Genomic DNA, 19,110 nt, shown 5'->3' on the forward strand with positions numbered 1-19,110 from the left:
GTGCGCGCTGGCGCGGGCGGTGCGCGCCGGCCGCTTCGGCGGAACGAGCCCGGTGGACGTGCGCGAGCGCGCCCGCCAGTCCCGCTTCCTCGAGTACCGCGGCTTTACCACCGGGCAGATCCGCGCCAGCTTCGGCAACAGCGAGGACTGAACCCGAGCTGCGGGGGTAGTGTCCTTGGCTGAGGCGCCCGGAGGCGGGTATCCCCGAACCAAGCGAGTATCGGGGGCTTTCTAGAGAGAGTGTCCGTCCGAGGGCGGTACGCCTAAAGTTAGGGCCCGACTTCGGGGATACCCGCCGCAAGGGCGCGCACCACGCCAGAACGACAGCAGGAACATCGTGAAAACCGAGCAGATCCGCAAAGCCTTCCTCGACTACTTCGCTGCGAAGGGCCACCGCATCGTGCCGAGCTCGCCGCTGGTGCCCGGCAACGACCCGACGCTGCTCTTCACCAATGCCGGCATGGTGCAGTTCAAGGACGTGTTCCTCGGCAGGGACCCGCGCGACTACCAGCGTGCCGCCAGCTCCCAGCGCTGCGTACGCGCCGGCGGCAAGCACAACGACCTCGAGAACGTGGGCTACACCGCCCGCCACCACACCTTCTTCGAGATGCTGGGCAACTTCAGCTTCGGCGACTATTTCAAGCGCGAGGCCATCCACTACGCCTGGGACTTCCTGACCCGAACGGTGAATCTCCCACCGGAGAGGTTGTGGATCACTGTCTACCAGGACGATGACGAGGCGGCTGACATCTGGCTCAAGGAGGTCGGTGTCGACCCCGCGCGCTTCACCCGCATCGGCGATACGCCCGGCGGCCGGCAGCACGAAAGCGACAACTTCTGGTCCATGGGTGATACCGGCCCCTGCGGGCCCTGCACCGAGATCTTCTACGATCACGGGCCGGCGGTCGCCGGTGGTCCGCCCGGCTCACCCGAGGCGGACGGTGACCGCTATATCGAGATCTGGAATCTCGTCTTCATGCAGTACAACCGCGACGCCGCCGGCAAGATGTCGCCGCTGCCCAAACCCTCGGTCGACACCGGCATGGGCCTGGAGCGCCTGGCGGCGGTCCTGCAGGGTGTGCACAGCAACTACGACATCGATCTGTTCGTGAGCCTGATCCGTGCTGCCGCCGATCTTGCGGGGCGTAAGGATACCGATCACAGTTCGCTGCGGGTGATCGCCGACCACATCCGCTCTTGCGCCTTCCTGATCACCGACGGCGTGCTGCCGGGCAACGAGGGGCGCGGCTACGTGCTGCGCCGCATCGTGCGCCGTGCCGTGCGGCATGGCTACCGGCTGGGCATCAACGATACCTTCTTCTATAAGCTGATCGGGCCGCTGTGCGCCGACATGGGTGCGGCCTACCCGGAGCTGGCGGCCGCGCGCCCGCAGATCGAGCGCGTGCTCAGGCAGGAAGAGGAACGCTTCGCCGAGACCCTCGATCAGGGCATGAAGATCCTGGAGGCGGACATCGCCGCCCTGCAGGGCCGGGAGATTCCGGGAGCGACGGTGTTCAAGCTCTATGACACCTACGGCTTCCCCGTGGACCTGACCGCCGATATCGCCCGCGAGCGCGAGCTGGTGCTCGACATGGCCGGGTTCGAGCGCGAGATGGAGGCACAACGTGAGCGTGCCCGCGCTGCCAGCCAGTTCGGCGTCGACTACGGAAGCGCGCTCAAGGTCGAAGGCTGCACCGATTTCACCGGCTATGAACATCTAATCGATCAATGCCGCGTGACTGCACTGTATCGCGATAATTTGAATCCTCAACCTGTGCAGCAATTGGAAGCGGGCGAGGATGGTTTCGTAATCCTCGACCACACCCCGTTTTACGCCGAATCCGGTGGCCAGGTCGGTGATCAGGGCGTGTTGGAAGCGTCGAATGCGCGCTTCAAGGTATTCGATACCCAGAAGCAACAGGGCGTGCATATACACATCGGCACGCTGGAATCCGGCAGCCTCAAGCTCGGCGACAGCATCGAGGCCCACGTGGACGCAGGCCTGCGCCGCGCGACCATGCTCAACCACTCCGCGACCCATCTGCTGCACGCCGCATTGCGCCACGTGCTCGGTGACCACGTGCAGCAGAAGGGCTCGCTGGTCGACCCGGAGCGGCTGCGCTTCGACTTCGCCCACTTCGAGGCGGTCAAGCCCGCTGAGCTGGCGCGCATCGAGGGCCTGGTCAATGAGCAGATCCGCCTGAACCATCCGGTCGAGACCCGTGTCATGGGCATGGATGATGCCATCCAGGCGGGGGCGCTGGCATTGTTCGGCGAGAAGTACGGCACCGAGGTGCGCGTATTGTCGATGGGGGACTTCTCGGTCGAGCTCTGCGGTGGCACCCATGTGGGTCGCGCCGGCGACATCGGGCTGTTCAAGATCGTCTCCGAGGGCGGGGTCGCCTCCGGGGTGCGGCGCATCGAGGCCGTGACCGGCCAGCGTGCCCTGGACTACGTGGCCCAGACCGAAAAGACCCTCGGCGGCATCGCCGGCCTGGTCAAGGGCAGCGCCCAGGATGTCGAGCAGAAGGTCGGCCAACTGGTCGAGCGCAGCCGCCGCCTGGAGAAGGAGCTCGACCAGTTGAAGGCCAAGCTCGCCAGCCAGCAGGGTACCGACCTGGCCAGCCAGGCGATCGAGGTCGATGGCATCCAGGTCCTGGCGGCCCGTCTCGATGGCATCGACTCCAAGGCCCTGCGGGACACCGTCGACCAGCTCAAGAACAAACTGGGCTCGGCAGCCATCCTGCTGGCTACGGTGGACGGTGACAAGGTCAGTCTGATCGCGGGGGTGACCAAGGACCAGACCGGCCGGATCAAGGCCGGCGACCTGGTGAACTGTGTGGCCGAACGGGTGGGGGGGCGCGGCGGTGGCCGCCCGGACATGGCTCAGGCCGGCGGTAACCGGCCCGAGCATCTGGATGCCGCCCTGGCCGATGTCGCCGGCTGGGTGAAATCCCGCCTCGCCGCGACGGAAACCGCCTGATGGCAGTTTAAACGGGTGCTGTTTTGTAGTCTAATCTGCGCCTCTTTGTGCGCGCTGCGCAGAACCGGACCGGCCGACCCGGCCGACCCGGTTCTGCGCAGCGCGTGATTTGACACGAGGCGTCGCCAGGACATCATGGGTTTGATCGTACAGAAATACGGCGGCACCTCCGTTGGCAGCCCCGAACGTATTGCAGCGGTGGCCGATCGGGTGATCGATTATCGTCGACGTGGCCATGATGTGATCGTGGTGCTGTCCGCGATGAGCGGCGAGACCGACCGCCTGATCAAGCTCGCCAAGAGCATGAGCAGCAAGCCCGACCCGCGGGAACTGGACGTGCTGCTGGCCACGGGCGAGCAGGCGACCATCGCCCTGCTGTGCATGGCCCTGCATGAGCGTGGTTGTCCGGCCCGCTCCTATACCGGCCAACAGGTGCATATCCGCACCGACAGCGCCTTCAACAAGGCCCGCATCCAGGAGATCGAGGGGGTGCGCATCCGCAAGGACCTGATGGACGGCAAGGTCGTGGTCGTCGCCGGATTTCAGGGTGTGGACGAACAGGGTAATATCACCACGCTCGGGCGTGGAGGATCGGATACCACGGCGGTCGGACTGGCGGTGGCCCTCAAGGCCGACGAGTGTCAGATCTATACCGATGTCGATGGGGTGTATACGACTGACCCACGGGTGGTTCCGGAGGCACGCCGACTGGAGCGGGTCACCTTCGAGGAAATGCTCGAGATGGCGAGCCTCGGCTCCAAGGTCCTGCAGATCCGCGCGGTGGAGTTCGCCGGCAAGTACAATGTGCCGTTGCGCGTACTGTCCTCCTTCCAGGAAGGCGAGGGCACCCTGATCACGTATGAGGACGAAAAGATGGAAAACCCACTGATCTCGGGTATCGCCTTCAGTCGCGACGAGGCCAAGATCACGGTGTTGGGCGTTCCCGACCAGCCGGGTGTGGCGCATCGGGTGCTGGGGCCGGTGGCGGATGCCGATATCGAGGTGGATATGATCGTCCAGAACGTCTCCCCGGCGGGTGATACCACAGATTTTACCTTCACGGTGCACCGCAACGACTACGACAGGGCGATGGCGGTTATCCGGACGGGCGCCAAGGAGTTCGGTGCCCGCGAGGTGTTGGGCGATGACAAGATCGTCAAGATCTCTCTGGTCGGCGTCGGCATGCGCTCGCACGCCGGGATTGCCTCAACTATGTTTAGGGCGCTGGCGGAAGAGGGTATCAATATCCGGATGATCTCGACGTCCGAGATCAAGATTTCAGTGGTCGTCGACGAAAAATACCTCGAGCTCGGCGTGCGCACCCTGCACGACGCCTTCGAGTTGGACAAGGAGCCCTGAGCGTCGCCTCCCGCCGGGCCGTGCGGTCGGTCCACCCACCACGATTCCGTGGTTTCTACAATAAAAATAGTTGGTTAATGAGGGATCTATAGTTTCGGTCGTCAAGGCCGACAACTATGCGTATGCCGGCTCTGTCGGGTGTTCTGCTGGTCATTGCGCCAGTGATGGATTACATATCGGAAGTGAATGAGTAAGGAGATTCACACATGTTGATTTTGACTCGCAGAGTGGGTGAGACACTGATGATCGGTGATGAAGTGACGGTCACGGTTCTCGGCGTGAAGGGTAACCAGGTACGCATCGGTGTGAACGCTCCCAAGCATGTCGCGGTGCATCGAGAAGAGATCTACGAGCGCATCCAGCGCGAGCAGGAGCAGGGCGACGGCGCCGTCGCTGAGGGCCACGATTGATTCTACCGCCCCGGTCGCCGCACTTTACCTCCCACACCGCTTCACGGTATCCTACCGCCCCCGCCGCAAAGCCTTCGAACAGACTGCGAGCGTCGGGCGTGGAGAGATGGCCGAGCGGCTGAAGGCGCACCCCTGCTAAGGGTGTATAGGGGAAACTCTATCGAGGGTTCGAATCCCTCTCTCTCCGCCAAATAAAGAAGGTCCCCATGTGGGGCCTTCTTTGTTTGGTGAAGTGAGAGGCCTTGATGAGGACCCTGTGGTTCGACGGAGCGGCCGGAGGCCCCGGAGGGGTGAGGGCGCAAAGCGCCCGAATAAGCCCCCTCTCTCCGTCAAACAAACGGGAGGGGACCAGTGAGGTTCCCTTTTTCCCCGGAGATCGGCACAGCGTACGCCCTAAGGGGTAGTCCCCAGACCTTCGATTTTCACCTTGAATTTTCCCGCTGATACTGGATAATCTCCGCCTTCCATACGCGCCCGTAGCTCAGCTGGATAGAGTACCTGGCTACGAACCAGGCGGTCGGAGGTTCGAATCCTTCCGGGCGCGCCATATAAACGGAAAAGGCTCACCCGCAAGGGTGGGCCTTTTTGGTTTATGCCCGTAAGGGTTCGAAGCTCCGACTATTCGATAGGAGTTCGACCAGCGCCGTAGGCGCGCAGAACGGCCGCAGGGCCGGTAATCCTTCCGGGCGCGCCATATAAACGGAAAAGGCTCACCCGCAAGGGTGGGCCTTTTTGGTTTATGCCCGTAAGGGTTCGAAACTCCGACTATTCGATCGGAGTTCGACCAGCGCCGGAGGCGCGTGCGCGATCCCGACAGCGTTCTTACCGGTGATGCGCATTGCTATTCGTGGAGGGTTACTTGGTCACCAACGAATAGCTGGTGCTGCGGCCGCCGCCGGGGTCTTTATTGAGTGCGCCACGATCAAGGAGGTCGAGGATGTCGCGGTAGGCGGTGTCCTGCGAACATTTTGCGAGTTTCGCCCATTTGGATGTAGTCAGCTTACCCTCGAAGCCGTCGAGCAGTCTGTTAAGGACTTTGATCTGGCGTTCGTTCAGGGGCTCTTTGGCGAAGCGTTCCCAGAATTGCGCTTTGCTGAGGACCGCGCCGAGGGTGTCCTGGGCTCCTTCGATGGCGCGCAGCAGGCAGGTAAGGAACCAGCTCTGCCAGCGCGTCATATCGAGTGTAGCTTTCTGAGTTTCTTCCAACGTACTGTAGTAGTCACCCCGTTCACGCCCGATTTGTGCAGACATACTGTAGAAGCGCTGCCCGGTTTTCTCCGAACGGGCGAGCGCCATGTCCGCTAATGCACGGGCGATGCGGCCGTTGCCATCGTCGAACGGGTGGATTGTGACAAACCACAGATGCGCCAGTCCTGCCGTGAGCAGGGGGTCGGTATCTTTGGGCTCTTCAAACCACTCCAGAAACTTTTTCATCTCGATGGGGAGGCGAGCAGCGGGCGGCGCTTCATAGTGCACCTTTTCCCTGCCGACCGGTCCTGAAACCACCTGCATGGGGCCGGTGCTGTCGTCCCGCCATGCTCCGGTCACTATCTTGGTCATGCCGCTATGGCCCGTGGGAAAGAGCGAGGCGTGCCAGGCGAACAGCCGGTCTTGTGTGAGCGGCTGTGCATAGTTGCCGGTGGCATCAAGCATCATCTCGACCACGCCCTCGACATTGCGATCTGACGGGACAAGGCCGGAAATATCCATACCGAGCCGCCGCGCAATGGAAGAGCGGACCTGGTCGCGCTCCAGTTTTTCACCTTCGATTTCACTCGATTTGACCACGTCCTCGGTGAGGGTGCGCAGATGGGCTTCGCCCCGCAGGTCAAAGCCGAGCGCCTCCATCTTGCCAAGCAGCCGTCCCTGCTCGCGGGAGACCTGTGCGAGCAGCTTTGCCAGCGCCTTTTCGTCCCAGGTTAACGCAGGCCATTCTGATTTTTCCCATAGATACATGTTCTTATACTCCGCATATTATGCGGACATTATGGCTAGTATTCTCCGCATAGACAAGCAAAACATCCGCAATATGTGCGGAGATTAGGAGATTTATTCTCCGCAAGGGGGGCAAAGGACAGGGTTCCCAACTTGAAGCCGAATATACGTTCGCGTTGATCCCGCCATCAAAAAACTTGCGCTGAGGGGAGGAGTCCATATACGCCCCGGGTTTTGAGGAGACCCCACCTTCTCAAAAGTTGAAGCCTCCCCAAAACCCGGAACGGTTCATGTTCAACCAGCGCTGGAGGCGCGCAGAACGGCCGCAGGGCTGGCAATCCTTCCGGGTGCGCCAGAATTAGAGGTGCCGGTCCACCGTCATCCGTGAGCATATCCACACCCATGGGAAAACGGATCCGGTTTTCCAATAGGGACGCGCGCAGCGAGGTGGTTGTGATCGCTGCATGGTGCTCAAGCACCGTGTGTAGACCCACGACCAGCACGCCTTGCCTGGCGAACAGTTCGTGGGCGGTCGTCATTTGAGGGAGATACAACCGGGACACAGCATCTGGAAGGCGCAGGCGACCACTACGCGGCCGCGCTGCGCCTCCAGATCAATGGATTCCGGTGTGTTCGGCCATGCAGAGATGCACCAGTTCGGTGCCAGTTGCGGCTGAACCATGGCCTGCCTCACTCCCTTAGTGTGCTGAAGGTGTAGTCGCGGGCCTTTTGCGGCACATGACAAGCGAAGCAGGCCGAGGCTGCGTTCGTGCCCACGACCCGATTGGACCGGTCACCTCCGCCGAAACCTTCAAAGCCCCAGCCACCCGTCGCTGCGAACTTCTTCGAATCCTTGTGCATTACGCCCACCACCTTGCGCTGGCCCTCGGTGATGGCATGGTCGGCGGCGACCGCTTCAAGCAGGTCGAAGATGATCACGGACCCGTCCGGGAAGTGCTCACTCCGGTAACCTTCCAGGGCCTTGTCGTTGGCATAGAGATGGTGAATGCCGCCGAAAGCAGCGTGCAACGGGTGACCTTCCTCGATCACCATGCTCTTCACATGATGCCAGTCACGATAACCCTCGGGATAAGGAACCTGGGGATCAGCGGCCAGTACGGCTGTCGATGTTGCCGCGCAAAGTGCGGCCAGGATAAGTTGCCTCATGGGTCTATCTCCTTATTTCAGATCGGCGATGGCTGCGCCGAAGTTGATGTGAAACGACTGTCCACCGATGACCAGCGCGGGCACTGACGGCACCCCGACTGATTCGGCTTCACCGATACGCGATGTGCGCTCGCCCAGGTGCACGCTCTCGACATCGAAACGCGCAGAATCGATGGCTTCAGCAAGCTGCTGCTCGGCAGCAACACAGACGGGACAGCCGGCGTGGTAGAGCACTGCCCGCTCTTTCATATAAGGACTCCTAACTATTCGGTTTAATAAAAACCCCGTTGCCGGGAACGGGGGTCCATAACCGCCATCAGGCGGCGGATTCGTGCTCTGCACAGTCGACGCGCAGATGTCGCTCGGCCATGGGCGCGCCTACGAACGCACAGAAATGCGGTGTGCTCGTGCCCGGCGCGACGTTCTCGCGGAAGTGTCGGCAGCTCACACAGGTGCGCTGTGGGGCGATCAATTGGCGCTGCTGCAATTGCCGGATCATCTTGATCACCAATGCGAGCATTACTTCCTGCTCGCTCTCCGACAGGCCTTCGACCACCGGTACGAAGCTGGCCGGCCATTCTCGAGCGATCCGCAATCCTTTCGTCGTCGCTTTCAGCATGATCGCGCGTCCATCCGAGATATCCGCTTGTTTGCGCAACAGCGACTTGCGTTCCAGGGTAGTCACAGCATCGCTGGCCGTGGCCTTGCGTACCCCCGCGTGCGCTGCGGCTGCGGTGAGACGAACCCCCTCGGTTCGGTTGGCGACGAACCGAAGGATGTCGGCCTGGGTGGGGGACAGACCGGCTGCCTCGGCTGCCTGCCAATCCAGCTGCCGCGCCACCGCAGCGAGCCGGGTCAACCCGTCGGCGATGCGGCGTTCCAACGGTTCCGAGATGTGGTCGAACTTCATAGTTAGCAATCCTAATCATTAGTTCCGGGTTGTCAAGCCTCGGTGCAACCTTCCACCGGGGTCGTGGCGGGAATGCCGTGCCTGCTGGCGCCGGGACCTCGTAGGGTGCGTCGGCGTCAGCGACGCACCGGCGGTGGTACGAACCCCGGTGCGTCAGGCTGCGCCTCGACGCACCCTACCAGGCGCACCGGAAGGAGTTTTGAGGTAGGAGCGCCATTCCCGGCGCGATGATCCGGGTCCGCCATGCCCATGACCAGCGATATGCCACTTCAAACCCGGTTCCTGTTCGCGTAGGGTTTATGGGACAGCCGTGATGTGGCATTTGTTTGCGAGGTGAATACGATGGGTGGCTGGGGTTGTCCACACGATAATAATGGTCGGTGCATGAAGGTGCCGGGTCGTGCATGCGATCCTGGTATGAAGGGCTGCGTATTGTTTGGCCGTTTTACCTTCAGCAACGAGGAGAAAAACCGACCCGGTGGGGCGAGGCAGCGGCGGCAAAAGCAGGATGATAAAAAAGAATAAGTGACCAGCTCTCTGGCATCCTGCAAAAAAAGTCGTTCTCCCCCGTCGGAAGAGGAAGGGGGATTTATTCAGCGGTTGTCGGCGGCAGGCCGGGCAGGTCCTCGGCCTCAGTCATCAAGTGCCAGGCCAAACCACGTTCTGGTTGCGACGTCACCCCGTCGAGAAACAACGGGTGGAAATGGACAGACCCGGATGACGCACCCACTGGAGACCGGGCTGCGCAAGGATAGCAAGACCGGCAACCAGGGTGCGTTCGCGCGCGCAACGGCCACCAGCCGCTGACAGGCCACCGGGAGCGATGCGACGGCTACCCGGCGGTCTTTGCAGACGGCCGGGGAGGGCCGTCGGAGCACGCTCTACTGGTTGACCGGGGACTCCGGGTCCAACAGGTAGGCCATCACGTCGCGGATCTGCTCCTGCGTCAACACCCCGTTGCTGCCGAAGCGCGGCATGCGCGTACACGGGAAGTAGGCATGGGCGTTGTAGATCATGTCATAGGTGTATTTCAGGATCTGCTCGCTGGTCCCGCGGAGCTTTCCATAGTTCTTCAGGCTCAGACCCACGGTACCGAAGGTGAACTCCTGTGGGTCCATCTCATGGCAGGCGTAGCAGTTGCCGCCGGGCGCTTCCTTACTGTGGTCGTCGACCCGATGGCCGATCCGGAAGCCATAACCGGAGCGCGCCACTTCGTTGCCCTTCTTCCAGTCACCGAGCTTGATGCCATCCTCCGGATAGACGATGGACGCTTGGGCCAGCCCGATCACCTTCGCCTGGGTCTCGCTGTCCAGAGGCGCATCCTTGGACGCCGAACAGATCTTCTGGATCTCGTCCTGGATCATGCGATCCCGCGAGACCCCGCCCTCCTGGGTCTTGGCGTCCAGCACGAAGCCGTTGGCGTCGAAGATGAGGTAGTCGGCCAGCTGTTCGGGCGTCATCGCCGTGTAGTCGGCACCCTTGGCCGGGTCGGTCTCGGCTATGGCACCGCCGCCGATGATGGAGACGAAGGGTACGAGCACGGCCAGCGCCGCCGCGTGTGTCTTCAGGTTTGCCATTGTAGATTCTCCTCTGGTGGGTACGGCTTGCGGCCGGCGCTCAGCGCTTCATATCGGGCAGGATGGCCGGCTGGCCACGGGCTGCATCCGTCCAGAACGAAATCACCGCAATCGATGCGTCAGAACCCGCGATGACCTGTGCCTGGCGCATCTGCCAATAGCAACCGCGCAGACGGTGCTGGCTGCTGCGCACCTCCTGATGGCCCACCCGGTAGGCCGGCCAGGAGACTGCCTTGGTCCATTCCTCCGGTATCTTCAGGTTCGGCAACACCGAGGCCCGGATGCGCTTGCCGGTCTGGCCGTGACAGGTGTTGCAGCTGAAATCCATGACCCCGGCTCGACGGTAGAACATGACCTCACCGGCGTCACGCATCGCCTTTTCCAGCGGATGATCCAGCGGCGGGTTCCACGCATAACCGCTCGACTTGCCGCCGATATAGGTCTGCAGCTTCATCATGTCGGAAGAAGAGCCGTGCAGCTTGGTGACCGCGGGGTCATCGGCGGGGAAGCCCTGCAGGGTCGTCATGCAGTAGATCAGGCGGTTCTGCAGGTCCATGACCTTACCGGTGTCTTCGAAATAGCGCGGCATCTCTGCGTAGGCACCGTCCAGTACACCGGGGCCCTTGCCGAAGTCACATCCCTCCAGTGACACGTTTTTCGGGCCACGGCGCTCGTGAAACAGCGCCTCGCCTTCCTCCGCGACCCAAAGGGCCGGGTTGTCCGGCATCATCATCAGGTTCTGCTCGCTCTGGGTGAGATAGGCATCATCGGGGTTCTTGCTGATGATGCCGTTCAGGACATCCTCGGGTGGCTCGTACGAATCGTAGGATTCTGCAGCCGCCGCGCCCACCAGGGCCAGCGTTGCAGACAGCACCCACGTGATCTTTTTACGCATGGCTGTTCTCCTCATCTCCTGATCGACTGGTCGTCGATTAGTGTAATGATGCGGCACGACCGACGGCACCGGGCCGCGTGTGGTATATCTAGCGTAGTGAGCGCTTTTACTTGCGTCAATCGAAGACCGGTTGCGGAAGAATGTTGGTCCGAGGCGCACAAAACCCCAGAAATAAAAACCGCCGTAACCGCGCCGGGGCCGCCTGACCTGGCAGCACACCGGGCCTCTTCTCAGCTGCGCCCGCCAGCAGCGCTGGCATCCCCGATTCGGCGTCGTCTCAGCGGCAAAAAACCGTCACCTTGCAGTGTGCGCCGTGTAGCACGCCTCCTGGCGAAGGTGTTTCACAGGAACGGCCATTAACGACCGGATTTCGGGCAGATAAATCCGGTTCCAGCCATCTCACGGCCATATGCCCGATCGATAGCGGGTGGCAATTGGTGCCTTTCATTCGCCGCCGGCGACCGGCGCATCTGCCAGCCGCTGTGCAGATGCCGACGCGAGGGGGTGTTAGCATCACCCGAAGCGGCCCGCGAATCCGCGGCGCCGGCATCATCCACCCGTGAGGAGCTATCATGAATACGCCCCGATTTTCCGCTATCGGCGTGCACTCGCTGCTGGGCCTGCTGCTGTTGGGCAGCGTCATCACCGGCCTGTCGCCGCCAACGGCCCGGGCCGCGGAGGTGGCCAAGGTCGTCTACCATGCCGATTTCGCCGACCCACGTCGCTTCAGCGCGATGCTGACCAGCATCAACAATATGGTCACCGTCTACCAGAACGAGCTGATCGACTACGATGTACGCATCGTGTTCGTCGCCCACGGCATCCGTTTCGTCACCGACAACAAGCTCAGCGGTACGCCGTTCGAGGAAGACGCGGCGATGGCCGAGCGTCGCGCCAATAACGCCGGTCGTCTGAAGGCACTGCGCAGCGTGCAGGGGGTGAAACTCGAGCTGTGCAACATCACCCGCAGCGAGATCGGACTCGCCGAAGACCAGCTGTACGAAGGCGTGACGCTGGTACCCTCGGGGGTGGTAGAGATCGCCCAACTGCAGAACGATGGCTTTGCGTATATCAAGATCGAGTGACCTGTCCGGGAGCGCCCGCCAGCGGCCGTGAAGGCCTCTGCGCGGGCGTCGCTGATCGACGCCAGCCGCTGGCTGCTGACCTGACAGCGCGATATCGAGTTGAACCCGGTGCGCGCAGGCATGGTAAATCGAGCGGGGCAGCATCGCTGGTCGAGTTACCGCCACAATGCGTCGGTGGGGGTGGAAGGTCACTGGCCGGGCGGTTTGATCAGTCAGGTACTGGGTCTCCTCGAAAACCGAATAGGCCATGCCGTGGAAGCCCAGGGCGGTGTGATCGGCGGGGACCGCGTCATTGGTCATCGTCGAAGCCAAGAGGTCGGCGTCCACGGGCCAGGTGGCCGGAGGGGAGGCCGAAGCCTATATCACCCTCGACAGATTCGTGCAGGCGATACGCCGGTTGTATTGCGACATGTAACAGTCGGGTACGGATGACGTCGCCAACGCCAGAATTGTGGAAGTCATCGAGCTGTTGAGCTGGTCTGACGCACTGTTTCGGACGATCCTCCTGCCCGGCTCACCCGCTGAATTTGCGCCGGCCAACCTATAGACGACCAACGCCCTGCCGATACGGGAAAGGCTGAACCAGGCACACTCGTACACTGTGACCCAGGTGGGAGAGCATCCGTGGACGACGACTTGAAGGGAAAATCGACGCAGGCTGCCGCAGATACCGGCAAGCCGGGCGGGATGGCCAAGAACCTGCTGATGTTGGGTGGCGGCGTCGTGGTTGCGGCGATTGTCGGCTTCGTCATGTCGTCCGGCCCGGAGCAGTCGGCACCGGCCGCACCCCAGCCCGCGACGACGACCGAAGCCGACACGGGACCGACCCACTCCGATCACGCCAAACGCCTCGCCGAGATCGAGAACACGGCGGCACGCCTGGCGGCTGCCTCGGCGGTACGTGCCCGCGCCGCCGCCGAAGCCGAGGCCGAGCGTATCCGCATCGAGAACGAACGCCTGGAACAGCAGGCCGCCGAGGAACGTGAACGCGCCGCCGCAGCCGAGGCCGAACGCCTGCGGCAGCGCGAGCAGGAGCTCGCCCAGGCCCAGCACGCCGAACAGGCACGGCTGGCGGCCGAGCGCGAAGCCGCCAGAAAGGCCGCAGAGGCCCGTATCGCCGCCGAGACGCGTGCCGCCGAGGAGGCCGAGCGCCGCCGTGTCGAAGCCGAGCGTCAGGCCGCACAACGTGCCGAACAGGCACGCCTGGCGGCCGAGGCGGAAGCGCAGAAGGCGCGCGAGGCCGAACAGGCCCGACGCCTGGCAGCCGAAGCGGAGGCACCGCAGGTACGCGACGAGGCGGCAACCGTCCGCGCAGCCGAACAGGCGGTACGGAGAAAGTTCGGCTCCACGATGCCTGCAGAAACACCGCCGGTCGCACAGGCCAACACCGCCCCGGAAGACGCAGCGACTCCGGGCGAGGCAAAATTCAGTGCCGACCCCTGCCAGGGGCCCACCGCGAAGTACCTGTCGACCTGCCGCTAATGTTCCTTGTCATACAGCGGCGTAACACATGTGCTCACGCGGGTACGAAGGACTTGGCGTGCGCGTTACAATAAAAATGGCGTTGTCCGAGGATCAAGGTACCCCTCTCTCGTTTTATCATTTCTCGCCAGCCCTCTGATCTTGCTCCGATTCCACAGGTAGCCGCGGCCGGCACCGGGTACAGGGTTCATTCCGCCTCATGCCGGCCGGCGGACACGCGATCATCAGCGGGCAATACGATCTCGAAACGGGTCACGCCGTCCGCAGAGGTGACCGATATGCGGCCCTGATGTGCTGCGACGATGGACTTGGTGATGGCCAGGCCGAGGCCTGCACTGCCGCTGCCGTTGCCGCCGCGGGTGCGGGAGGGGTCGGCGCGATAGAAACGGTCGAAGAGATGGGGCAGGTGGTTCGGAGGGATCTCCGGACCGGGGTTTTCCACCGCCACCGCGATGCCGCCGTCGTCCCGCACGGCGATGGACGCCAGGATGGTCCGGCCGCGCCCCGTGTAACGCAGCGCGTTCGACAGCAGGTTGCCGAGGGCCCGGCGTAGCATGAGCCGGTCCCCGGTGACCGTGCCGGCGCCGCGCACCGTCAGTGTGACCCCCGATTCCTCGGCCAACGGCTCATAGAATTCGCTGAGCTGGCGGAGTTCGGTCGCCAGATCGACCGTGTCGTGCTGGGGCACGATGAGCCCGCGGTCCGCCTGTGCCAGAAAGAGCATGTCCGCGGTCATCCGGGCGAGGCGCTCGTATTCCTCGAGGTTCGAGCTGAGGATCTCCCGGTATTCGTCCGCCGAACGCGCCTTCGACAGCGCGACCTGGGTCTGGGTCATGAGGTTGCCGATGGGCGCGCGCAGCTCGTGCGCCAGATCGGAGGAGAAGTCCGACAGGCGCTGGAAGGCCTCCGCGAGACGGGCCAGCATGTCGTTGAACGATACGGCCAGGTCCGTCAGCTCTGCGGGGACCGTGTCGAGTTGCAGACGATCATCGAGTTGGCGGGCGGAGATGCCCTTGGCGACGAGGGCGATGCGCCGCACCGGTGCCAGGCCCACATGGGCGGCAAACCAGCCCAGCAGCGCCGAAACGGCGATGCCGAAGATGAACAGTGCCCAGAGGGATTCCTCGAAGGTCTGGATGAATTCGTGCCGGTGCCGTATGTCGAGGGCGATCGCGACGGTGAAGCGCGACCGCCCCGCAAGACCGGTCGGCACCACAGCCGCGATGCCCCAATAGATGTGGCCGGCGTGTTCCCAGGTGACGGGATTGGACGGTCGGGACATGGCGGCATAGTGCCTGTCCGTCAGGCTCGGCGGGAAGTAGGCATCCGGTGTGGCGTACAGCGGCCGACCCGCCTGATCCAGGACCGCGACCGACAGGGCGGGGTGCCCGATCAGCGCGGCGTCGAGCTGCTGCGGGAGCGCGTCGAGATCGGCGGCCGAGTGGACCTGGGCGAGGGCGTGGCGGGTCAGTTCGAGTTTACCCCGCAGTTCGCCGAGGTCCATTTCTTCGAAATGCCGTTCGGCGACGAGGCCGGTCAGGGCGCCGACCGCCACCAGCACCGTGGTGGACGCCAGGGCGAACAGCAGGGTCAGACGCAGCGTGATCGAACGGCGCCACGCCATCATGTGGATGCCGGGACTTCGAGGATATACCCCATGCCACGGATCGTATGGATCAGCTTGGGTGTGAAGGCGTCATCGACCTTCGCGCGCAGGCGCCGAATGGCAACCTCGATGACGTTGGTGTCGCTGTCGAAATTCATATCCCAGACCTGCGAGGCGATCAGGGAGCGCGGCAGCACCTCGCCCTGGCGGCGCAGCAGCAGTTCCAGCAGCGCGAATTCCTTGGCGGTGAGATCGATACGTGTTCCACCGCGAGAGGCGCGCCGCGTGAGCAGGTCCAGTTCCAGATCGGCCGCGCTGAGGACACTCGGCTCGGTATAGCGGCCACGGCGCAGCAGGGTGCGCACGCGGGCCAACAGTTCGGCGAACGAAAAGGGTTTGACGAGGTAGTCGTCCGCCCCCAGCTCGAGCCCCTTCACCCGGTCCCCGACCTGATCGCGCGCGGTCAGAAAGATGACCGGTGTCTCCTGGCCCGCACGGCGCAGGGATTGCAGCACCTGCCAGCCGTCTATGCCGGGAAGCATGACGTCGAGAATGATCAGGTCGTAGGGCTCCGTCAGCCCCAGTTGCACACCGTCCAGACCGTCCCGCACGAGGTCCACGACGAAGCCGGCCTCGCTGAGGCCCTGCTTCAGGTAGTCGCCGGTCTTCTGCTCGTCTTCGACGATAAGGATTTTCACGGGATCTCCTGTGGGCTGAGGGGGTTGGCCGCACACCAGCCGTGACGCAGGTGTCACACGCAGGCCCAGCTGCGGTATTGTTGGCGCCCTGCACCCCATCCGGCAAGCCTGCAGCGACATTACAAAAGTGTAATGTCGACGTCACCCTGCCAACAGGGAGCGGCTGTTATCGTGACGGCACAATGAGCGGGATGCGGCGTGCGGGCCCGGTCCTGGCTCCGCCACCGGATCGGGTGTACTGGACGAGGGTTCACTGTCATGCATGTTTTGGTCCGAGTCGCCGTGGTGATGCTGTGCCTGCATGCGCCCGGGGCCCGCGGCGCCGAGGCGGCCACCCTGCCGCTGGGCGAGGCCGAGCGCCTTGCGCTGGCCCGTGATGTCAGCGCGCCGGCACGGACCGCCCAGGCCGAGGCGCTGCGCGAGCAGTCCGTCGCGGCGGCGCAATTGCCCGATCCGAAGCTCAAGCTCGGTGCGATGAGCCTGCCGACCGACACCTTCAGCCGCAGCCAGGAGGCGATGACGCAGCTGCAGATCGGTGTGGTGCAGAACTTCCCTCCCGGCCGTACGCTGGCGCTGCGCGGCGACCGCGGCACGGCCATGGCCGCGGCCGCCGACGCCATGGCCGATGCGGAACGGCTGCGCGTCCTGCGCGATACGCGCATTGCCTGGCTCGAGGTGCAGTATCAGATCGAGGCGGAGCGCATCCTGGTGCAGAGCCGGGGGCTGTTTACGGACCTCGTCGAGGTCACGCGCGCACAGTATGCCTCCGGACGCCGCAATCAGCAGGACGTGCTGCGCGCCCAACTGGAGCTGGCGCTGCTCGGCGACCGGCTGTTGCAGGTGCGCACCCGGCAGGACGAGGCGCGGGCGGGGCTGGGGCGCCTGATCGGTCCGGCCGAGGCGCGACGTCCACTCACCGCCGGGCGGCCGCAGCTGCCGGTGCCGCCGGACTACGCCACCCTGGCGCAGGGATTGCCCCGGCATCCGCTGATCGCCGTGGAGGATCGACGCGTAACTGCGAGCCAGCTCGACGTGGGCCTCGCGCGCCAGCGCTACAAGCCCGCCTGGTCGCTGGATGTCACCTACGGCGACAGCGCCGGTACCAATCCCGATGGCAGCGACCGGCCCGATTATCTGTCCGCCATGGTCCTGCTGGACGTGCCGCTGTTTGCGGACAAACGCCAGGACCGCCTGCTCGCCGCCAGTCAGAAGGAGGTGCAGGCGGCCAGCCTCACGCGCGCGGACCGGCTCTATGAGCTGCAGCGGATGCTGGAGGCCGAGCATGCCCGCTGGCGGCTTTTGAACGAACGCCGGCAGCACTATGAGGAACGGCTCATCACGGAGGCCGGACAGAACGCGCTCGCCGCGCTGCGCGCCTACGAGACTGCCGTGACCGATTTCAGCACCGTCATGCGCGCGCGCATCACCGAGCTGGACCTGCGCCTGGATGCACTGCGCGTGGCCGTCGACGCCGCCCAGGTGCAGGCACGGCTCCTCTACCTGGCGGGAGAAGGCGCATGAAGGCAGGGTATTGGGTCACGGGTCTCGTGCTGATCGCGCTCGGTTTCGCGGCCGGCTATCTGGTTCAGCAGCGCACGGGCGGCGACGCCGCGACGGCTGCCGGACCGGCTGATGCGGGGCAGGCGATCCTCTACTGGGTCGCGCCCATGGACCCGAGCTATCGCCGCGACCAGCCCGGCAAGTCGCCCATGGGTATGGACCTGGTGCCGGTATACGCCGACGCGGCGGCGGGTGCCGACGACGCGGTGCGCATCGACCCGGTGGTGGTGCAGAACCTGGGTGTGCGCACCGCCGCGGTCGAGCACGGCCCGTTGCGGCGCCGCATCGACACCGTCGGCTACGTGTCCTACGACGAGCGTCGCATCAGCCATGTGCATCTGCGCACCGATGGCTGGATCGATCGGCTCTATGTGAAATCCGTTGGCGAGCGGGTGACGGCGGGCGAGGTGTTGTTCGAGGTGTACTCGCGCGATCTGGTCAATGCCCAGGAGGAATTTCTGCAGGCCCTGCGCCAGGGCAATGCGTCTCTGGTCGGTGCCTCGCGCGAGCGTCTCAGATCGCTGGGGGTGGCGCCAGAGCAGATCGGCGCGCTCGAGCGCACCCGCAAGGTGGCGCAACGGGTGCGCATCCATGCCACCCAGGACGGGGTCGTCGCCCGCCTGAGCGTGCGTGAGGGTATGTATGTCACGCCCACGACCGAGGTGCTGGCGCTCGCCGATCTGGCCAGCGTCTGGCTGCTCGTCGACGTGTTCGAGCGCCAGGCCGATTGGGTGCAGGTCGGCATGCCGGCCGAGGTGCGGCTGTCCTATCTGCCCGGCGAAACCCTGGAGGGCGTGGCCGAGTTCATCTACCCCTCGATCGACCCGAAGACCCGCACCCTGCGGGTGCGTCTGCGCTTCGATAATCCGGACGAGCGCCTCAAACCCGACATGTACGCGGCCGTGCGCATCTACGCGGGACCGAAGACCGATGTCCTCAGCATCCCGCGGGAGGCGCTGATCCGCACCGGCGATTCCGAGCGGGTCATCCTGGCGCTCGGCGAGGGCCGCTTCCGCGCCGCCCACGTGGTGTCGGGTATCGAGTCGGGCGACCGGGTGGAGATCCGCGAGGGACTGGCAGCGGGCGATCGTATCGTCGTGTCCGGTCAGTTTCTCATCGACTCGGAGGCCAGCCTGAAGGGCAGCCTGATGCGTATGGGGGCGGAGCCCCCGGCAGGGGAGGCGGGCGGCTCCGATGCCGGGACCGACAGGCCGATCGTCGGCTCCGGCACCGTGGAAGCGGTCGACCCCGAGGCCCGTCAGGTCACGCTCACGCACGCCCCCATCGCGGTGCTGGGCTGGCCGGCCATGACCATGCCGTTCGAACTCGCGGCGGGCGTCGCTACGGGTGACCTCAGAGTGGGCGAGCACATCCGCTTCACGTTGACGCATACCCCCGACGGGACGGGCTACGAAATCACATCCATCGAGCGCGCGGACTGAC

Annotated in this window: 17 protein-coding genes and 2 tRNA genes; 10 read left to right on the top strand and 9 right to left on the bottom strand. The window is 64.1% G+C overall.

All coding sequences use genetic code 11. The features are described 5' to 3' along the window. From K8I04_05180 to K8I04_05205, 6 genes are all read left to right on the top strand, one after another. On the top strand, positions 1-151 hold a 151-nt coding region (locus K8I04_05180; GenBank protein ID MBZ0071102.1), incomplete at its 5' end, for a RecX family transcriptional regulator. Positions 152-337: 186 nt separating this feature from the next. Then, positions 338-2,983 carry an alanine--tRNA ligase gene (gene alaS, locus K8I04_05185; GenBank protein MBZ0071103.1) on the top strand — a complete coding sequence of 882 codons (2,646 nt, stop codon included), beginning with the start codon at positions 338-340 and terminating at the stop codon, positions 2,981-2,983. Positions 2,984-3,118: 135 nt separating this feature from the next. Next, positions 3,119-4,342, top strand: coding sequence for an aspartate kinase (locus K8I04_05190; GenBank protein ID MBZ0071104.1), 1,224 nt, complete (start codon positions 3,119-3,121; stop codon positions 4,340-4,342). Between the two features lie 206 nt (positions 4,343-4,548). Then, on the top strand, positions 4,549-4,752 hold the full coding sequence (gene csrA / locus K8I04_05195; GenBank protein ID MBZ0071105.1) for a carbon storage regulator CsrA: 204 nt from the start codon (positions 4,549-4,551) through the stop codon (positions 4,750-4,752). 100 nt (positions 4,753-4,852) lie between these two features. Further along, a tRNA-Ser gene (locus K8I04_05200) sits at positions 4,853-4,942 on the top strand. Between the two features lie 280 nt (positions 4,943-5,222). Next, positions 5,223-5,299, top strand: a tRNA-Arg gene (locus K8I04_05205). 308 nt (positions 5,300-5,607) lie between these two features. On the opposite strand, the gene K8I04_05210 is transcribed toward K8I04_05205, so the two are convergent. The 7 genes from K8I04_05210 to soxA form a co-directional block, all read right to left on the bottom strand. Continuing rightward, positions 5,608-6,708 carry a Fic family protein gene (locus K8I04_05210; protein ID MBZ0071106.1) on the bottom strand — a complete coding sequence of 367 codons (1,101 nt, stop codon included), beginning with the start codon at positions 6,706-6,708 and terminating at the stop codon, positions 5,608-5,610. A gap of 514 nt (positions 6,709-7,222) precedes the next feature. Next, positions 7,223-7,369, bottom strand: a complete 147-nt coding sequence (locus K8I04_05215; protein MBZ0071107.1) for a hypothetical protein — start codon at positions 7,367-7,369, stop codon at positions 7,223-7,225. An 8-nt stretch (positions 7,370-7,377) separates the two neighbouring features. Then, positions 7,378-7,854 carry a cytochrome P460 family protein gene (locus tag K8I04_05220; protein MBZ0071108.1) on the bottom strand — a complete coding sequence of 159 codons (477 nt, stop codon included), beginning with the start codon at positions 7,852-7,854 and terminating at the stop codon, positions 7,378-7,380. A 12-nt stretch (positions 7,855-7,866) separates the two neighbouring features. Continuing rightward, on the bottom strand, positions 7,867-8,103 hold the full coding sequence (locus K8I04_05225) for a thioredoxin family protein (GenBank protein ID MBZ0071109.1): 237 nt from the start codon (positions 8,101-8,103) through the stop codon (positions 7,867-7,869). A gap of 67 nt (positions 8,104-8,170) precedes the next feature. Further along, positions 8,171-8,764 carry a MarR family winged helix-turn-helix transcriptional regulator gene (locus K8I04_05230; GenBank protein ID MBZ0071110.1) on the bottom strand — a complete coding sequence of 198 codons (594 nt, stop codon included), beginning with the start codon at positions 8,762-8,764 and terminating at the stop codon, positions 8,171-8,173. An 881-nt stretch (positions 8,765-9,645) separates the two neighbouring features. Next, positions 9,646-10,341 carry a sulfur oxidation c-type cytochrome SoxX gene (gene soxX / locus K8I04_05235; GenBank protein ID MBZ0071111.1) on the bottom strand — a complete coding sequence of 232 codons (696 nt, stop codon included), beginning with the start codon at positions 10,339-10,341 and terminating at the stop codon, positions 9,646-9,648. A gap of 40 nt (positions 10,342-10,381) precedes the next feature. Next, positions 10,382-11,236 carry a sulfur oxidation c-type cytochrome SoxA gene (gene soxA, locus K8I04_05240; protein MBZ0071112.1) on the bottom strand — a complete coding sequence of 285 codons (855 nt, stop codon included), beginning with the start codon at positions 11,234-11,236 and terminating at the stop codon, positions 10,382-10,384. A gap of 572 nt (positions 11,237-11,808) precedes the next feature. Between soxA and K8I04_05245 the strand changes: the two genes are divergently transcribed. Further along, positions 11,809-12,321 (top strand): DsrE family protein, encoded by a 513-nt coding sequence (locus tag K8I04_05245; protein ID MBZ0071113.1) that lies wholly within the window; start codon positions 11,809-11,811, stop codon positions 12,319-12,321. Between the two features lie 624 nt (positions 12,322-12,945). Continuing rightward, positions 12,946-13,803 carry a hypothetical protein gene (locus tag K8I04_05250; GenBank protein MBZ0071114.1) on the top strand — a complete coding sequence of 286 codons (858 nt, stop codon included), beginning with the start codon at positions 12,946-12,948 and terminating at the stop codon, positions 13,801-13,803. 187 nt (positions 13,804-13,990) lie between these two features. Here the strand turns inward: K8I04_05250 and K8I04_05255 are convergent, their stop codons facing one another. Next, positions 13,991-15,427: a heavy metal sensor histidine kinase gene (locus K8I04_05255; GenBank protein MBZ0071115.1), complete on the bottom strand. Its 1,437-nt coding sequence runs from the start codon at positions 15,425-15,427 to the stop codon at positions 13,991-13,993. After that, entirely contained in the window at positions 15,427-16,107 is a 681-nt protein-coding gene (locus K8I04_05260) for a heavy metal response regulator transcription factor (protein MBZ0071116.1), read from the bottom strand. Before K8I04_05260 ends, K8I04_05255 begins: the two co-directional genes overlap by 1 nt. A 258-nt stretch (positions 16,108-16,365) precedes the next feature. Between K8I04_05260 and K8I04_05265 the strand changes: the two genes are divergently transcribed. Then, a complete protein-coding gene (locus K8I04_05265; protein MBZ0071117.1) occupies positions 16,366-17,628 on the top strand; it encodes a TolC family protein in 1,263 nt (420 codons plus the stop codon). Continuing rightward, positions 17,625-19,109 carry an efflux RND transporter periplasmic adaptor subunit gene (locus K8I04_05270; GenBank protein ID MBZ0071118.1) on the top strand — a complete coding sequence of 495 codons (1,485 nt, stop codon included), beginning with the start codon at positions 17,625-17,627 and terminating at the stop codon, positions 19,107-19,109. Before K8I04_05265 ends, K8I04_05270 begins: the two co-directional genes overlap by 4 nt. Position 19,110 lies beyond the last annotated feature (1 nt).

The sequence above is a fragment of the Gammaproteobacteria bacterium genome, assembly GCA_019911805.1.
Lineage (GTDB): Bacteria > Pseudomonadota > Gammaproteobacteria > Thiohalobacterales > Thiohalobacteraceae > JAHJQQ01.

Coding starts and splice junctions, on each gene's coding strand:
- K8I04_05190 (MBZ0071104.1), top strand. CDS start 3,119: ATGGGTTTGATCGTACAGAAATACGGCGGCACCTCCGTTGGCAGCCCC.
- csrA (MBZ0071105.1), top strand. CDS start 4,549: ATGTTGATTTTGACTCGCAGAGTGGGTGAGACACTGATGATCGGTGAT.
- K8I04_05210 (MBZ0071106.1), bottom strand. CDS start 6,708: ATGTATCTATGGGAAAAATCAGAATGGCCTGCGTTAACCTGGGACGAA.
- K8I04_05215 (MBZ0071107.1), bottom strand. CDS start 7,369: ATGGTTCAGCCGCAACTGGCACCGAACTGGTGCATCTCTGCATGGCCG.
- K8I04_05220 (MBZ0071108.1), bottom strand. CDS start 7,854: ATGAGGCAACTTATCCTGGCCGCACTTTGCGCGGCAACATCGACAGCC.
- K8I04_05225 (MBZ0071109.1), bottom strand. CDS start 8,103: ATGAAAGAGCGGGCAGTGCTCTACCACGCCGGCTGTCCCGTCTGTGTT.
- K8I04_05230 (MBZ0071110.1), bottom strand. CDS start 8,764: ATGAAGTTCGACCACATCTCGGAACCGTTGGAACGCCGCATCGCCGAC.
- soxX (MBZ0071111.1), bottom strand. CDS start 10,341: ATGGCAAACCTGAAGACACACGCGGCGGCGCTGGCCGTGCTCGTACCC.
- soxA (MBZ0071112.1), bottom strand. CDS start 11,236: ATGCGTAAAAAGATCACGTGGGTGCTGTCTGCAACGCTGGCCCTGGTG.
- K8I04_05245 (MBZ0071113.1), top strand. CDS start 11,809: ATGAATACGCCCCGATTTTCCGCTATCGGCGTGCACTCGCTGCTGGGC.
- K8I04_05255 (MBZ0071115.1), bottom strand. CDS start 15,427: ATGGCGTGGCGCCGTTCGATCACGCTGCGTCTGACCCTGCTGTTCGCC.
- K8I04_05265 (MBZ0071117.1), top strand. CDS start 16,366: ATGCATGTTTTGGTCCGAGTCGCCGTGGTGATGCTGTGCCTGCATGCG.
- K8I04_05270 (MBZ0071118.1), top strand. CDS start 17,625: ATGAAGGCAGGGTATTGGGTCACGGGTCTCGTGCTGATCGCGCTCGGT.